The 16525-nt window shown below is 49.9% G+C and carries 14 protein-coding genes, 2 tRNA genes and 1 riboswitch; of the genes, 5 read left to right on the top strand and 11 right to left on the bottom strand.

The window, feature by feature from the left end:
- Positions 1 to 38: 38 nt before the first annotated feature.
- The 3 genes from FWJ25_RS11160 to FWJ25_RS11150 all read left to right on the top strand — a co-directional run bounded on the left by FWJ25_RS11160 (position 39) and on the right by FWJ25_RS11150 (position 3215).
- Positions 39 to 686 (top strand): type II secretion system protein N, encoded by a 648-nt coding sequence (locus tag FWJ25_RS11160; protein ID WP_149600355.1) that lies wholly within the window; start codon positions 39 to 41, stop codon positions 684 to 686.
- 8 nt (positions 687 to 694) lie between these two features.
- The gene (locus FWJ25_RS11155) at positions 695 to 1357 is read left to right on the top strand and encodes a transglutaminase-like cysteine peptidase (RefSeq protein WP_149600354.1); all 663 of its coding nucleotides are present in this window, start codon (positions 695 to 697) and stop codon (positions 1355 to 1357) included.
- Between the two features lie 151 nt (positions 1358 to 1508).
- A complete protein-coding gene (locus FWJ25_RS11150) occupies positions 1509 to 3215 on the top strand; it encodes a putative bifunctional diguanylate cyclase/phosphodiesterase (RefSeq protein ID WP_149600353.1) in 1707 nt (568 codons plus the stop codon).
- A 70-nt stretch (positions 3216 to 3285) separates the two neighbouring features.
- Here FWJ25_RS11150 and FWJ25_RS11145 read toward each other — a convergent pair whose 3' ends face one another.
- The 4 genes from FWJ25_RS11145 to FWJ25_RS11130 form a co-directional block, all read right to left on the bottom strand.
- On the bottom strand, positions 3286 to 4998 hold the full coding sequence (locus tag FWJ25_RS11145) for a class I SAM-dependent methyltransferase (RefSeq protein WP_246166769.1): 1713 nt from the start codon (positions 4996 to 4998) through the stop codon (positions 3286 to 3288).
- Complete coding sequence (locus tag FWJ25_RS11140; RefSeq protein ID WP_149600352.1) at positions 4965 to 8093, bottom strand: DEAD/DEAH box helicase; 3129 nt, start codon at positions 8091 to 8093, stop codon at positions 4965 to 4967. The genes FWJ25_RS11145 and FWJ25_RS11140 overlap by 34 nt, the downstream gene beginning before the upstream one ends.
- An 81-nt stretch (positions 8094 to 8174) precedes the next feature.
- A complete protein-coding gene (locus FWJ25_RS11135; protein ID WP_149600351.1) occupies positions 8175 to 11159 on the bottom strand; it encodes an Eco57I restriction-modification methylase domain-containing protein in 2985 nt (994 codons plus the stop codon).
- A 43-nt stretch (positions 11160 to 11202) separates the two neighbouring features.
- Positions 11203 to 11541 (bottom strand): hypothetical protein, encoded by a 339-nt coding sequence (locus FWJ25_RS11130; RefSeq protein ID WP_149600350.1) that lies wholly within the window; start codon positions 11539 to 11541, stop codon positions 11203 to 11205.
- A gap of 326 nt (positions 11542 to 11867) precedes the next feature.
- Between FWJ25_RS11130 and FWJ25_RS11125 the strand changes: the two genes are divergently transcribed.
- Together FWJ25_RS11125 and FWJ25_RS11120 are read left to right on the top strand one after the other, a co-directional pair.
- Positions 11868 to 12056 carry an ATP-binding domain-containing protein gene (locus tag FWJ25_RS11125; protein WP_149600349.1) on the top strand — a complete coding sequence of 63 codons (189 nt, stop codon included), beginning with the start codon at positions 11868 to 11870 and terminating at the stop codon, positions 12054 to 12056.
- A 79-nt stretch (positions 12057 to 12135) separates the two neighbouring features.
- Positions 12136 to 12351, top strand: coding sequence for a hypothetical protein (locus FWJ25_RS11120; protein ID WP_149600348.1), 216 nt, complete (start codon positions 12136 to 12138; stop codon positions 12349 to 12351).
- 72 nt (positions 12352 to 12423) lie between these two features.
- On the opposite strand, the gene FWJ25_RS11115 is transcribed toward FWJ25_RS11120, so the two are convergent.
- From FWJ25_RS11115 to FWJ25_RS11085, 7 genes are all read right to left on the bottom strand, one after another.
- Complete coding sequence (locus FWJ25_RS11115) at positions 12424 to 13371, bottom strand: metallophosphoesterase (RefSeq protein ID WP_149600347.1); 948 nt, start codon at positions 13369 to 13371, stop codon at positions 12424 to 12426.
- A gap of 13 nt (positions 13372 to 13384) precedes the next feature.
- The gene (locus FWJ25_RS11110; RefSeq protein WP_149600346.1) at positions 13385 to 14032 is read right to left on the bottom strand and encodes a hypothetical protein; all 648 of its coding nucleotides are present in this window, start codon (positions 14030 to 14032) and stop codon (positions 13385 to 13387) included.
- On the bottom strand, positions 14029 to 14286 hold the full coding sequence (locus FWJ25_RS11105) for a hypothetical protein (RefSeq protein ID WP_149600345.1): 258 nt from the start codon (positions 14284 to 14286) through the stop codon (positions 14029 to 14031). Before FWJ25_RS11105 ends, FWJ25_RS11110 begins: the two co-directional genes overlap by 4 nt.
- 187 nt (positions 14287 to 14473) lie before the next feature.
- Positions 14474 to 14686 carry a hypothetical protein gene (locus tag FWJ25_RS11100; protein ID WP_149600344.1) on the bottom strand — a complete coding sequence of 71 codons (213 nt, stop codon included), beginning with the start codon at positions 14684 to 14686 and terminating at the stop codon, positions 14474 to 14476.
- 140 nt (positions 14687 to 14826) lie between these two features.
- Positions 14827 to 16035, bottom strand: coding sequence for a helix-turn-helix transcriptional regulator (locus FWJ25_RS11095; RefSeq protein ID WP_246166768.1), 1209 nt, complete (start codon positions 16033 to 16035; stop codon positions 14827 to 14829).
- Positions 16002 to 16075, bottom strand: a tRNA-Cys gene (locus tag FWJ25_RS11090). The genes FWJ25_RS11095 and FWJ25_RS11090 overlap by 34 nt, the downstream gene beginning before the upstream one ends.
- Positions 16076 to 16135: 60 nt before the next feature.
- Positions 16136 to 16211 (bottom strand) — tRNA-Gly (locus tag FWJ25_RS11085).
- Positions 16212 to 16381: 170 nt separating this feature from the next.
- A riboswitch (TPP riboswitch) is annotated at positions 16382 to 16480 on the top strand.
- Positions 16481 to 16525 lie beyond the last annotated feature (45 nt).

Genomic DNA, 16525 nt, shown 5'->3' with positions numbered 1-16525 from the left:
TTTTTTCTCAGCCCACTCAATTGCATCCGGGACGATCAATGCAGTTAAACGACCATAGGCTTCCTGGCATTCTCGCCCTGGCTGCAGGAGCCACCATGTTAGGTGTGACTGCCTGGCAGGGGTACAGTTTCTGGCAAAAGGAAAGCCAGAACCCGGGACTTCAAACCCAGAATGTCATTACATCCGAAGCACAACCCGCACAACAAGTGCCAACCGTTAACCTGGGATCACTGGCCCTGTTTGGAAACGCCGATGCGAAAACGGCTGCGGCGGCCCTGAGTACGGAAAATCTGCCTGAAACCAATCTTCGTCTGTATCTCAGAGGTGTTCTGGCTGCGGACGGAGATTTCCCCGGCAGCGCACTGGTCGAAGACGAGCAACGAAATACGGAAGCGTATCTTGTGGGCGATGAGCTGCCCGGTAACGCCACTCTCCGTTCAGTCCATCCCAACCGGATCATCATTGAACGAAGCGGCAAACTGGAGAACCTGTTTTTCCCGGAAGAAGACGACCCGTCGGGTATGTCTGTAGCGTCGAACACGACACCAGAGGCGACCCCGACTCCTGTTTCCGAACCCTCTCCCTCCCCGCGCGCGACCTCGACCGACAGCGCCGAGCAACAGCGCAGGGATGAGATACGCAGGCGCCTGGAACAACTCAGGGAACGCCTGCGCAATAATAACTGAGAAACGCCATGGCGCCGGCAGCCTCCTCCTCGTGTCGCCGCTCCATGGTTTTGCCAGCGCTGCTTCTGGCCACCGCCCTTGTTGGCGCGGTGGAGCTCAGCAACAGGTTGATGACGTACGTTCTTGAAACCTTCGGCACCGAAGCCCATCAGCGGCTCCAGAACTGGCAGCAGTTGGAATCCCTCGCCGCAAATGCCCCGGTCGACCGAAAACTCCGGCTGATTAACTCTTTCTTCAACCGTGTTGCTTTCGTAAGCGACATCCAGCACTGGGGCGAAGAAGACTATTGGGCAACCCCCGTTGAACTTCTAACCACCAATGGCGGAGATTGCGAGGATTTCTCCATTGCCAAATACCTCAGCCTCAAATCCATTGGTGTGCCGGATGACCAGCTCCGAATCGTTTATGTCAAAGCCCTGGAGCTGAATCAGGCGCACATGGTGCTGGCATGGTATCCCCAGCCAGACGCCGACCCACTGATTCTTGACAACCTCACAAATGACATTAAACCTGCATCTCAACGCACTGATCTTGAACCCGTTTACAGCTTTAACGGGGACGGTCTCTGGCTTAATAAATCCGGCGGTGAACGCACACGGGTTGGTCAGGCACAAAAACTGTCCCGCTGGCAGGAACTTAATAGCCGGCTGATGGAATCACTCCGGCACTGACCCGCGTTTTCATTCACACACCTCAAGATATCTACGCCGGCGCAGGACTGGTTAGCAACCCAACTAGATAACCTGACACCAACGGACTATCCTCATGGTATTGCTTACTTTGCACCGCGTAAGTGGCTAACCATGAGGATGCTTGCCCCTAATGCAAGACAGAAAAGGAATTCGCTCAGCCACAGAAGACAGTGAGAACCGGTTTTACGAGCTTATAGAAAGCCTTCCAATGGTCGCTGTCCAGGGTTACGACAGACACCGCCGCGTCATCTACTGGAATGAGGCTAGTGCCCGCCTGTATGGGTATTCCCGAGAGGAAGCCCACGGGCGGCTTTTGGAAGACCTGATCATTCCGACCCACATGCGTGATGACGTGATCAAAGCGCACCGTGCCTGGCTTGAGAACAACATCAACATCCCCTCCGACGAACTCGAATTGAGGCATAAACAGGGGCACCTGGTACCGGTTTATTCCAGCCATGTGATGATCAAACAGGAGAGCGGTGCCTGTGAGATGTTCTGCATCGACATCGGACTGGAAGAGCAGAAGCGCGCACGAGATGAGCTCTACCGAAAAGCGAGCTTCGATGATCTGACCGGATTACCCAATCGCAACTTCATGGAAACTGAGTTGTCGGCCAGACTGGATAAGGCTGATCGTCTGCAGGAGGAATTGGCGGTTGTTTTTATTGACCTCGACAACTTCAAGGTCATCAATGATACCTTGGGCCATCATCACGGCGACAATCTCCTCAAAGCCGTTGCAGACACCCTGAAACAGGAACTTCGAGACGGAGACCTTCTAACTCGCTTTGGTGGCGATGAGTTTGTCCTTCTGATATTCGATTTCGAGGGGCAAGAAAGCATACACGAACTTGTTTGCCGGCTGATTAACGCCCTCGAACATGAGGTTCGGCTTGAAGAGGATTGTTATCAGGTAACCGCCAGTTTCGGTGTTAGCCTGTATCCACATAACGGTGGAACCGTAGCAGAACTGATGGGTAACGCAGATGCGGCCATGTATCAGGCGAAGGAGACTGGTAAAAATGGCGTTTGCTTTTACACCCCCGACATAAACGACAGACTCGTCCACTATCAGGAAATCACCAACCTTCTCAGAGACGCTCTCAACAACGATGGCCTGGAATTGCACTTCCAGCCCCAGATCCATCTGGCAGAGCGGACGAGCAACTCCTGCGAGGCGCTGATTCGGTGCTTCCACGGCCAATCCCGGGCAGTGTCACCTGCCGTTTTCATCCCCGTGGCAGAGAAATCCGGCCTTATAAATCGTATTGGCGAATGGGTGATAGAGGCAGCATGCAAACAGCTCAGCGCATGGCAGAAAACGCCTCTGAATAATTTTCGGGTTGATATCAACCTCTCAGGACGACAGCTTACCAACCCGCATCTTGCGAACCACATTCTCGAAACCGTGAAACGTTACAACCTGCAGCCTCACCAGCTTGGGGTCGAACTGACTGAAAACGAGGTTTTCGGCAGCGATGAAAGTCAAACCAAACAGCTGGAGAAGCTGAAACAAGCTGGTGTACACATTTCAATCGATGACTTTGGTACTGGGTATTCTTCTCTCGTCTATCTCAGAAAGCTCCCGGTCAGCGGCATTAAAATCGACAGAAGTTTTCTCCAACATGCGATGCAGAATAACGCCGATATGGCCATCATGGAGGCCATGATTACAGTCGGCCACAGCTTGGGGTTAAGCGTGTTGGTTGAGGGTGTTGAAACAGAGGAGCAAGCCCAGCTCGTCACGAAACTGGGGTGTGATCTTGCCCAGGGTTTTCTCTACGCGAAGCCTATGCCGGCTCAAAAGATGGCAGAATTTCTGGAAAGCTTCTGACCGATTGAGCCCGCCTCCTTGGCGATTCGGTTACGGTGAATTCCTGTTAGCTAATCAGAAGGTTTCATTGTTACAGGCCCAACCATTCGCCTAACTGAAGATTGGTTTTCAGTCTCAATCGCTGCTGAAGCATCCCCTCAAAGACGCCCTCGACGGTTCGCTCCTGCCCCAGCAATGGCAGAGAGGCCTCAGCCTCCGAGAAGAACTGATCCTCACGAGACGTGCCCACGATGGCTTGTTCCCACCAGTTCAATACTCGTGGGTACGCCTCCTTGAGTAGCAGGTCCGCAGGCAGCTTTTCTGACTTCGATGCATTCGCAGTATGAGTCGCTGGCATCAGGTTCCAGAGATCATTGTTGTTCCATCGTGACCATGGAAAACAGTGGTCGACGTCAAACCGCTTCTCTTTGAGATTTTGGGCTGTCCATACACACTCTACCCTGCCAGTCTCGAGCTCCTGATTAATCATTTGACGGACAGCTGACGTATCGCGCCGGCCCTCAACCCACTGCAAACCACGATGATAGACATCCATGGAATAACGCAGATCCCAGCTTCCCATCAAATCAACCCATTCATTAACAATCGCAGGCTCGATCCAGCACGCATAGCGACTGAATGCATCCCAGAGGAATGAGGGAACACGGAAGGTACCGAACCGGGAAAGCGTTGCCTTATCCAAGCGCACGGGCGCCTTCTTGATGGTCATCCTGGCCGAACCGCCCTCAAAAACGGGACGGTTAGAGCCGGGCCAAGTCGTATAGTGCGCGGGATTATCGAGAATATTGCGGCAAGCCGCCTTGATCGCACGAAGAACCATCGGCGCAACATCCGCCGACAGCGACATACCCACGCTGAAATCCAAAGGCGAGAAACTCTGCAGCTTGTAAAAGTCCTGCGTTGCGAAGCTATAGCCGCGGCTACCTGGCGCTTGCCTCAGCTGATGCCTGAGAACCAGAGGGTGATAGAGCATAATCCAGAACAGCCCAACCGCGCCAAGCGGAATCTCCACCCAGTCATCGCTACGATTAAGCGCCAGGCCGGGCGCACCGTCCGCCATCCGGACGAGGGTTCGCAGCAAACCCAATTTGTAAGTCGAAGACTTATTATCATTAACGATGATGTGGCGGACTGTCGGCAAAGCGCCAGTGCCATCGTCCGCCAACCGAAATGCCAGTGTCTCCCAGGAAACTCCGTCCCTCTTCAGTTCATCCCTGCTGCGCTCTACCGGCACCGGAAGCGGGATCAATGCCCGGCGTTTGGCAAAACCCTCCAGCTCTTCCCTACTGACATCGTAAAAAAGTCGTTCGCCATCACCGGGCCCATGCCGGAGCGTGATCACCAGCATTCCACCCGGTGCCAAAAGCTGTGTCAGGATTCGAAACGCACGTTCACGATCAGAGGGCGGGACATGCATCCAGACTGCGGAAACAAGAATCAGATCGAAGCGATAGCTCAGCTTTCGGATCTTACCTAGATCGGGTAATTGATCGTCTAGCCAGTGAATACTCTGATCGCGAGTGGCGTTCTGCCCCAACTCTCGCAAGCCAGTTGCGGGCTCTACTGCGACGACGTCCCATCCCCGCCCAGCAAGAGCACTGGAATCGCGGCCGCTGCCTGCGCCGACGTCAAGAGCAAGGCCTGATTTATCGCCAAGGAAGGAGAGCCAGTCTTGGTGTACCTGTTCGAAGGTCAGGGACTGGTATTGGGTGAAGAAGTTTTGGGCGTTTTTGTTATAGGGACCGTAACTCATGCCGCCGCCAGCTTCGCTGCCTGCTGCCACATAAAGTTCGGCATTGGCGTTCGGAGTTTCCAGGTAATACTCATCGGCTGGGAACCGGTGTGAGACACGTAATCCACCTCACCATAATTCACAAACCCCATCGTGCGACCATATTCGTCTTTCGCCTGCTCTCTTACAAACAAGAACAACCGCTTGTTGATAGCTTGGTGTTGAATATAGTCCTTCCCTTTACCACGGTCAGGCCGGGAACTGTTTTGCGACTGCCAGTGGAATAACTGCTCATTGATGGCGTAGTCGTGGTACATGGTGGTTGGGGAGAACTGCTTTTCGTTTTTGTCCAAAGTGACAAACAGCAGCTCAATATTTTTATCCTGAATGACATATACACCTTCCCTCGATGGTGGCTGATGCTCGAACGTCATCGCACCAAAGCCAACCAGAATCTGCTCTCGGGAATAGCGGGCGTGCAATCGCAGCGGGACTTCCCGCAACTCCAGCATCGCCGGCTGCTCGTGTTTGGTTCTCGCCAATTTCCAGTCGAGCACGTCCATCAGCTCCTGCTCCAGCCCCAGCTTGCTGAGTTCTGCCAAGCTTTCTGTTAGCGAATCAAATTCCAGCTCTGGCCCTGCTTTCTGCCAGAAGTCGTAATGGCACATGAGTGCCTGGCGACCTTTCGGGTCGTCACAGCTAAACCCTGCGTGGCATAGCTTCTTAAGAAACAGCAGGTACTTGTGATCGTCGCAGATCAAAATCCGATTGTGGATAGCCTTCTTCGCCAGTTTAAACGAGTCATCGGCTCTGTCTTCGTCTTTTGCCTTGCTCACCAACTCGGCCCAACTGGCCCGTTTGTAGAGTTCGTTCAGGTCAATGTGGGGATGATGGGTTATGAAGTTCTTCAGCGTGAGGGGCTGAGTGAAATGCTGAGGGAACTGCCGAACAAGAGACACCAGCCGCTTCATGGTCAGCGTGGCTTGCCGGATGTTGCTCAGCACCATTTCCTGGGTTTTCTTGGTGAGCTCAATTCGGCAACCCAGTGGTGCATGGGGAAAGCCCTGCTTCAGTTCTTCCGAAATTGAGCGATCTGACTTACCCACCAGTGCCCGGAATTTATTGGCGAAATCATATTCAGGCCGAGAATTACCAACAAAGTCCAAGACTGTGCAGCAATCTTTGTCGTCAGCAAGGCGTAAACCCCGACCCAGTTGCTGAAGGAAGATGGTCAGGCTTTCGGTTGGGCGTAGGAATAACAGGGTGTCGACTTCCGGAATATCGACGCCTTCGTTGAAAATGTCGACCACACACAGCACGTTGATTTGCCCGGAGCGAATGGCTTGCTGCTTTTGTTGGCGTTCGTGGCTGTTGTCACTGGTGAGCACATCGGCCTTGATGCCGTGTAACAGGAGCTGCTCCACCATGAAGGTCGCGTGTTCACGGCTCACACAGAAAGCGAGAGCTTTCATGCTGGCTATATCGGTGACGATTTCCCGCAAGCTTCGCAGAATCTTTTTTACGCGATTCTGGTTGTGCGTATACAAGTTAGTCAACTGAGCAATATCGTAACGCCCACGACTCCAAGGAATAGTGCGCAGGTCGGTGTCATCATCTATTCCAAAATATTGGAAGGGGCAAAGGTGGCGGCGGTTGATGGCCTCCGGTAACCGGAGTTCGGCGGCAATCACGCCACCAAAGTCGCCGAGAATATCGCCGCCATCGTGTCGCTCCGGAGTCGCTGTCAGTCCCAGCAGTATTTCGGGCGAGAAGTGTTCCAATACCGCCCGATAACTCGACGCGGCAATGTGGTGCACTTCGTCGATTACGATGTAGTCGTAATAGCCTTCAGTGAGCTTTAGCTGATCCAGCTGGTTATTCAGAGTCTGAATCGAAACGAACAACTGCCGGTAGTGTTCCGGCAACTGGCCGCCTACCCAGAGTTCACCGAAAGCATTATTACGCAGCACGCCACGGTAAGCTTCCCGGGCTTGGCGCAGAATTTCTTCCCGGTGCGCCACAAACAGAAAGTGTGCGTTTGGTTTTGCTTTCAGGAAGCGCCGAAAATCAAACGCCGAGATCAGGGTCTTGCCGGTGCCAGTGGCGGCCACCACGAGGTTTCGGAAACGCTGGTGCACGTCCCGCTCAACAGAGAGTTGCTCTAGAATGTCTTTCTGATGCGGAAACGGCGTAATTTCGAAATAGTGGGAGGAGCCGGGAGCGCCCAACCCTTTTTGTTGTTTTAGTGCGCGGTTGAGCTTTTCGGTACTCTCAGCCCGGCCATCGAACCATTCAAAGTCTTCCGAAGCCCAATAGGTTTCAAAGGTGCTGAGCGATTTGTTGATGATGTGAGGGATTTCCTGAGCGGTGATCTTTAGATTCCACTCAAGGCCATTGGTCAGCGCCGATCGGGATAGGTTTGATGAACCGATGTAACCGGTGTGAAAACCCGTGTTCCGGAGGAACAAATAGCTCTTGGCGTGCAGCCTTTCACGCTCGGTGTTGTAGCTCAACTTCACTTCGGTGTTCGGCAGGCTCGCCAGATACTCAACGGCTTTGGCATCCGTTGCCCCCATGTAGGAGGTGGTGATGATTTTCAGCTCTCGGCCACTCGCGGTGAAGGCTTCCAGTTCTTTCCGGAATATCCGAATTCCGGCCCATTTGATGAATGAGACCAGCCAGTAAATCCGGTCCGCTGACAAAATCTCGCGCTTTAGCTCTGATTCCAGTGACAAGCCAGCATTACTGCCTGAAAATAACTCACTCTGTGTGAGCCCTGAAAGCGGAAAAACGTCTTCAACATACTGCTTCAGGTTCGCAGCAACCGGGCTTTCCAGTTCATAAAGCGCGGTAAGGATCTTTCCTTGGCTATCGAGGAGGTTCTCATCCAAGAACCCATCATCCTGCACCTTCCCCTTGAGCCACATCAGCAACTGATTCGATAACTCGATTTGCTCCTGAAGTCGGTTATCGCCCGAAGGCACCGACCCAATAGCGAACTCCAGAATGTTAGTCAGGAATCGTGACAACCATACGGATGCTTCCACACTGCTAAGCTGACGCTCGCCTACGTAAAATTGTTTCCGGTCCAATCTGTTTTCTACGAGACGGGTAATAAGCTGCTCGTAAATTCCGGTCTGCTGCATCGTGTACATCCCACCTTGATGACTTCCACAAGAACGGCGCTATGGCCACCGGCATTCTTTATATCCGCAATCAACGGCGACTCAGTCGTCCGTTGCATTGCTTTGTTCAACTATTTGGATTTCCGCTTCTGATAACCCATAGAGTTGATACACTAATTTATCTATCATTTTATCGGTCGACGCAATCTGAGACTCAAGTAATTTTGCTTTAGACGGGTTACCCTCAGTAGAAGCTCGCTTAACCAAATCCAACATGCGCTTTACTAAAACAACCATCTTGCCATGTCTTTCCTTTTCATCAGATTTTTCAAGATCAACGACATGTATCGGAAAACGTTTGCAATCCCGAATAAGGATTTTTTGGAAACGCATTTTAAATTCATCTAAAAATCTTTTCTGATGATAGAAATTTAGTAGCTTAGAATTAAGTATCCCCAAAATATACTCTAGAGAAATATCGCTCTTAGAAAGTAAATTAAATGCGTTCTGAGAATTATAAAGCTCATCGGAGGTTAAAGTAGACCATATCCGCAGACTACCCCAATCTATAATCTGTTTGACAAGAATACGTTTTTCCGTAAAAAAGCGTTGTTCTCTCGGGGCACCCAGCCAATCTCCATAGCTAATCCATGTTTCTCCATTCCAAGCAACATGGTACCTTCGGACATCGTTACCTTTTAGCAGCTTTTTGAAAGTCGAATCCTTTTTGTAATCAGCATGAAAAACCTTTTCCTCAATCTGTTTCTTCGTGTGCCCTTTGTACTTGTCATAGGGTGTAAAACCCAAACAAAACTCAACGAGCGTATCGAGTTGAACACCCTCACTTTCAATTTTTTTAAGAACTAAATGCTGCTCATCTGTCGTACTGATAGGCCATACAAAATCTGGACTTTGGGATAAATAGTCCACTGATAATTTGCCCGATACGTGAGCTGCATCCTTGGTTATAGATGTTATCCGTTCATATCCGCGATACGCTATTAAATTAACGGAGACACTAGGCTTTCGTGGGGTATTCCATGTAACTATTACAGTATCAACTTTTACTTCGCCCGCAGCAGATCCAAAAGATTCATTAGGCAATCTAGCGATATCTAGAAGCGTTGCTTCATTTATAATTTTTTCTCGCAATTCTGCATAGGATGCCTGAGAAAGAATAGAGGTAGGAACAATCATAGAAAAATAACCGGATTCATTCTTTATCAATGAAAAAGACTTTTCCATAAATGTTGCAAATAAGTTAATTCGATTATTTGCACAACTGTAATTCTTAAATATATATGACAACTCCTGCTCAGGAAAACCTTTCAAATCAACATATGGCGGATTTCCAATTATGCAGTCAAAGCCGCCGGCCTTAGATACCTCAGGAAAAGAAGATTCCCAATCGAATACATTTAAGCGGTACTCAATTTCATCATCTAAAATCTGCGATTCTTCAGAAAAGTAGATATTTGGGCCAATAAGCGAATTTCCGCATTGTATATTATGCCCTAAGTCTGGCAGAATTCTTTCTCTTGCTGCAATGAAATCTCGTTGAAGTTGTTGCTGAGTCTCCCCTTCAAGCACCTTTAGTAATAGCGAAAGCTTCGTAACTTCTACGGCCTGAGAATCCAGATCAACTCCATATATATTGTTCAAAAGAATTCGTTTTCGCTCATCAACCGTCAACCGCCATTCCCCTGTGGGAGTCTGATATATCTTAGGAGACTTTCCGCTTGAATGTCTCTTCAACTTACCTTTTTGCAGCTCTCCAGTTTCTATGTCAGTTGTATATTGCTTCAAATGCCAGTCGATTAAATATTGATAAGCTACAATAAGAAACGAACCTGATCCACATGCTGGATCTAACACTTTAATCTTCGCGGCGCTTAACACTGAAATCGGATTTTCAATATCAGGATTGGTGCCATTCAATATATTGCCTAGAGTTTTTTCCACGATGTAGTCGACGATATAACTTGGCGTATAGTACACGCCCCCCGATTTTCTAACTTCAGGCTTTTCTTCGATCTTAGCTTGATGAGATGCTGTCAGTCGAATTGTTTTACCTAAGAACTGTTCGTATACTTGACCAAGTATATCTGCTGGTAGTACAGAAAATTCGTAAGGTGAGTCTGGGTAATAGAGGTTAGAAATAATGTCTTTTAAAACTCTATCATCTACAATAAGGCCGGGAGTTAGGCTATCTCGTGCACCCCGCCCCTTTTCGCTGGAGAAATGAAAGAGTCCAGAGTTATAGCGGTCATCAGCTTCTTTAAAGAGCTCAACAAGGTTGTGGTATACCTCCCTCTTGTTTAAAAGCGAAGCCAAACGTTTATAGTCTTCAGTTCCTCGATCTTCGCAAATTCGTAAAAAAACAATACGATCAATAGTCTTTTGAACTGCGAAGTTTAAATCTCTAGCATCTAGTTCAGCATTTCTTAATGCCAGATTTTTAGCAAGTGAGCTTCTCCAGCCTTCAATTTCTTGAAGGAACGCTTTGTCAACAGTCTCCGTCCCTTTGTGCCTTTTAGAGTCTATAGTGTATTTATCAAAGGAACCTTTTAGTATTGCGTCCTTGGAAAAAATACTATAAATTTCATCCCACCTATTTACATATTCATCAAACTTGAAATAGCTAATGCGTGAGGTTGAAGCTTTTTCGTTTCGCTTTGGGCGTTTACGGCAATCGTAAATGGCGAATTCTTCGAAGTCAGTTAATATTGATACTGGTAGCTTGGCAGACCACCCATATCGCCTAAGTTGATATGCTGGCTCTGAGTCATCTCGAACATTAACAGATGGTTTTTTTGCTTCGAGAAAGAATTTGTACTGCCCATGAATAGAAAAAGCATAATCGGGCGCCTTTGTAGAACCTCCAATTTTGATCGAAGCCTCGTGAATTACATCCCTATATTGAGGCGCAAATCCAGATACATTATCCATATCCCAGCCTAGTTCGCGAAAGAATGGATCTAAGAATTCTTTCCGCATTTGAGCTTCGTTATACTTTTCCGATTTATAGAAATTTATATTGTTGCTGAAAGTGTCAACTAATCGTTTTACGATTTCTGGTGCTGGCATCAAACTTTCTCTTTTTAATAAACCTATAGGGTTGAACGGTTGCTTATGAAACGAACTCGGGCAATAAGTCGCCGAATCCCCAAATCAAAGTCCCGATAATCACTGTAATGTGAGCGAAATATCGTAATCTCTTTTCACCATCCGCAAGCAACGCTGCTTTCCCAACATCTCCCAATGAAACTGGGGCGCCGGGTGAATAGAAAGTTTCTTCTTGACCTTTTGTGGAAATCTTATATCCCAGAACTACGCCGCAAAGGGTAAGAACAGCACCAGACCTTCCGAACAAAGCAAAATGAGCGGTATAACCTGCCAGATCTGTCCAGATTTCTATGAACGAACAACCCCAAGCAATTACGGCTAAAACTGAAGCAGCAATGATCACTTGCTCTCCTTTTCATAGACATTATGACTCCCCACTAAGGGGCTGCCCCCACCTCGTGGGATAGCCTCAGCCAGAGCCACAATTTACGTGTTCACATGCGTAAAATCGTGGGGCAGCACCATGAAAAAACATAGCACAGTGTTCATTGGCCTGGTGACCTGCCCGCGGCGAATGAACGGGTTCGGGAACACACCTGGAAGAAAATCGATGAGCAAACACAGCAGCTCCGGGATACCTGGCTCGACCTTAAAGAACGCGGCGTCAAGGCCGAACAGCTAGCCATACTGAGTCCCTATCGCCCGGAAAAAAGCGGCGGTATCCGCGCAATGCAACAGCAATTCCCCGAAGAGGACTTCGTGATCAGCACCATTAGTAGTTACAAAGGTCTTCAATCGCCGTTTGTTTTCCTGGTCGATATGGAGAGTGGCGATTTCGCATCCCGCGAGGATCTTTGGTATGTGAGCGCAACACGAGCAACTGTTGGCCTACAGGCCTTCGCAAAGAACGAGAGCTAAACGAGGCGACTCCGTAGCGTCATAGATTGTCGCACCAGTCCCCCATACTGGTTTCACGTTGGCAACCAAGGGGGATTGAATGACCAGCTATCAAACCTACATCACCAGAGATACCGCAGGCGGTGCCAGCATCGCCAACTTCCCGGGCACAGTCCTTGAAATAGATGAACCCGATGTATTTGCGCTGGACATTTTGGATGCGCCAAACCTGAAAAGCATCCACATCAAACGGCTGAAATCCCTCAAGCGCCCACACCTGATGCTTAGCAATCTGCCAAAGCTTACCCAAGTGTAGTGGTCAACTCATCCCCACTCCTTATCGCTATTTCATAGCAAGGTGAGCGCATCCTCTCCTGCCCTAAAGCACCTACTTTCCCGTCATTCGATCACCCGTACACACCCACTCAAACCCGTCAGCAGACAACAACTGCTCGCCACCAAAACGGTATGCACATAACTTCCCTCCGGATTTTCCGGCGACACTATAGTCGAGACATGCGATATGCTCATTCAGTGGTTGCGGCTTTCCATTGAGCCAATAGTGTCCAACAAACACCGGTTTCTTTCCGTCGTAGCCCGGCAACACATCGGCTTCCACCGGGGTGTGGGGAATCTTTTCAATAATATCTTCTGGCACCATGGCCAGGTCACGATAGGTAAGGTCACCTCGCCGCCACCATTCGGTGCGAATATCGGTTCGCTTGTTGTCATCTTTATCGAAAAAGTGATGATCGCCTGGCAACGGAATTTCCAAACCTTTGAGCAAGGTCTCGATGGCTTCATAGGCCTCAGTACCCTTCCGGCTCGCCTGTTCCCATGTCTGTGGCAGCAGTTGGTGGTCTGCATTTACGTAGCCGGCTATAGCGGCGATCTGGTCCGGATGCCAGCAGGCGTGAACGACTCGAAACTCAGGTAGTTCCAGATAAACAGGAAGGGTTTTGAACCATTCGATCAGGCTTCGGTGTAGTTCGCTGCCCTCACCGACCTGCTCAAGAAAGGCTTTGTGCTGTTTCAGGTTCTTGTCGTTATGAGGCCGGAGATATTCGCCGGCGTTTTGCGGGTCCTCTGTCGCCCAGGCGACAGCGTTGAATTCATGATTGCCCATCACTGCCAAGGCGTTACCGCTCTCAACCATGCTGCGGGCAATGTTGACAGTCTCAATTTGTGCTGGGCCCCGGTCTACGAAATCACCCAGGAAAATCACTTTGCGTTCGGAGTGCTGCCATACTCCGTCAATTTCACGGTAATCCATTTTAGCCAGGAGAGCTTTGAGCTCTTCTGCGTAGCCATGGATATCGCCAATCAGGTCATACATCTAAATTGCTCCATCATTCGTTATTTCTGCGAATCCCTCGAGAAACGACATCAAGCTCCCTGCCTCCGGTCGCCTGATTGGCTACAGGCCCCTCGTGCCTGCTAATTACCTCACCGTTCAGACTCAATAGATAGGCTGCGTCCTTTTCGTAATAAAACCAATACTGCTTTATCTCTCCCCAGATTCCAAGTTCTCTCCCGTTTTCATACACATGCTCTTGAACACGACACTTCGCCACACCCAGCTGCTCATCAATAGAGAGCCGCCAGAAATCTTCAGGAAAATGCAGGTACCGCTGGTGTTCGCATACCGCCAACGCGAAAATCGGTTGGCTCTTTCGCACAAATCCGGTGTCCACCCAAATAAAAGGTTTGAATGCCTGGCGCTCTTCCTCCAGGCGGGATCTGATTTTCTGAATACGCGCATCAGCAACCTTGGCGTTTATTCCCACCGCCACGCACAAGGCTCTCAGAAAATTATCGCTACTGTATTTAAAATCAAAGTGACTTTGGCCTAACCCAAATTCGGGGTCATCCAGCACCACCTGAAGGCGCTCGAACTGGGCCTGCGTTGGCTTGCCGTAACCCATGGAACGAAGAATGTTGTCCCTTGCCTGACCAGCCACTCGCACTATCAGGTCGGTTTTGAAGTCGTCGATCATTCCCTCTCCCAAGTCAGCAGGTCCAGGGTGGACTGTAGCCGGCTGGAGTCGAATCCATCGCCATCAAAAAACCAGGCAGAGATTTCCTCGATCAAGGCTTGTTCCAACCTGCAGCCAAGCTTAAGTCTTTCGGAAACAGCTTCGGCGACACGATGATATTCGTCAAAGCAACCATTCTCTTTGCAGCAGGTGTTCATCGGATCGGTTTCGAACAGAGCTCGGGAGATTTGTTTTATGCTTGGTTTCTGGATCATCTAGCTCCTCCTGTATGGGACTTTTAGATCATCCAACAGTAGGGCGACAGCTGGTGTCGCTATCAGGCAGCATGCGTTAGGTATCGAATTATCAAGGAGACACGCTACGGACAAAGCGAAGCTACATGAGGAGAAGGAGCTTGTACTGAGACAGGGAGCAGCGCCCTAGAGCTCTACCGAGAATTATCTACCTGAGTTGACGCAACCTGTAACACATCAACGATTTCTTATCCTTATCCGTATTTTTGACACCACCATCGGTGAGTGCGTTGTACTTTCGCTCGGCCTCTTCAAAGGACATAAGCGCGCTTTCAAAACTGTCTGAGGGCGTCATACGGTCGATATAGTCAATCACCCAAAGTTTTTGGCTTAGCTCTTTTTCTTTTTTATCTTTCCCCATTCTGATCTCCTTCCTGGTCCCCATAACTGGAACAGCGATCGGTTTCGCCACATCGAACTTTGACACTGCCCCAACCAAGCGACAAGCATTGTCGCAAAGCTAGTTAGAAGCTTCATGAGCTTGAAAAGAAGCTCCGTTTTTTACACTGTACGAGCCAAGCCCCGCTCCAACGTCGAAGCAATCTCTTGACGCAACCACGCCGGCTCCAGAATATCGCAGTGCTGGGCCTGGGCAGTGAGCCACCAGCGCAAATCCTGGGTATCGCCCACGGTCACTATTATTTCGAAGGTGTTTTCGTCGATGTCCGTTGTCACCTGGTCAAAGCCCAGCGGCGATTCGATCAAGTGATTGAGCACTGGCTTATCGCAGCGTAGATGCAGAAAGATTGGTTCCCGGGAATGAAGAATCCCCATTGCACCGGAAGAAATGTATAGATCTAAATCAAAATCCTCAGGGCGTTCCACGGGTTGTTCAATGAGTTGCCCGCCAGATGCGCGGTGCAGAACTAATTGCCGAACACCCTCCCTACCCTCAATATTTCCGATCAGATAGACATTCGGATCCCGAAAAATAAGCCCCAGCGGGTGAACCAGAATTGCTTCTGGTTCTGGCCAGCTTCGGGCCTGGTAGATGAGCTCGCACCGGAATTCCTTTAACAGCGCCTCAGTGACTGTTTCTAGCACATCAGCGTCAATACCGGGCCTCTGGCCTCCAAGGCCGCGGTTAATTACCCGGATTCGATCAGGCCATTTCCCAAGTGGGCTTTTCTCCCGCAAAAGCGCCCTGTGAGCCTCTTCAAAATGCGGCTGTAAGTGCGAAAGGGCTCGCGGCGGGAGCATGGGCTTGAGATAGGCTCGGGCGAGCTCAAAAGTAAGTGCGGCTGGTAGATCAAGCGCTGGAATGATGTCCAGGGTTGCTTCCCGGTCAAATGACCAACGGTACGGGCGCGCATCGGTATCCACGAGAAGCGGGAAAAAAGCAGAAAGTTTTTCGAGATCTCTCTGTATAGAGCGCTTTGTGACGGACATTTCCCGGTCATTTAAACGCTCTGCCAGTTCCGTGGTGGTGATCGACTTCGGGAATCTTGGGACCATGCGGAGCATGGTGAGATATCTGACCGCCGTTTCGGACATGCATTCGCTCCTTGAATCTACAACCGCTGCATCAAGCAACCCGATGGATTGAACATGCCGGAAGACTATAGGAGCTAATGATAAGGAAAGAAAGTGATCAGATGACTTGCAGTGATCTGCCAGCACCGATTGCATTGGAATCAATCCAGCTGGAGAACTCACGATAAACGTCAGGGAAATAATGGAGGCGCGGGTCGGAATCGAACCGGCGTACACGGAGTTGCAGTCCGCTGCATAACCACTCTGCCACCGCGCCGGAAAAGATCGAAGGGATCAGATCTTTGTGCTCTCAGGTGGGCAATGAGAGACTTGAAATTGGAGCGGGAAACGAGATTCGAACTCGCGACCCCAACCTTGGCAAGGTTGTGCTCTACCAACTGAGCTATTCCCGCTCTTCGTTTTTGAGGTGTTGCCTCATCAACGGCTGCGTATTCTACGGATTCCGGTCCTGCCGTCAACACTTTTTTTACAAGTTTCTGTTTTTGCGGGTTTTTGAACAAAGTTTAGCCAGATGCCCCAGATCCCCACATGCAAGAGCAACCAACACCCGTGATACACTTGCACCTTCTCAACGGGGTGCCTTCCGTATCAGGAGGCTGAGACCATACCCGCGGAACCTGATCCGGTTTGGACCGGCGAAGGGATTGAGCATTCACCACGTTCATGGTGACTTCCGCAGTGGGCTCTACCCCAGGCCATTTCCGGA

Source organism: Marinobacter salinexigens, assembly GCF_008370345.1.
GTDB lineage: Bacteria > Pseudomonadota > Gammaproteobacteria > Pseudomonadales > Oleiphilaceae > Marinobacter > Marinobacter salinexigens.
The sequence above is the reverse complement of the archived record's forward strand: the minus strand, read 5'-3'. Positions and strand labels throughout refer to the sequence as shown.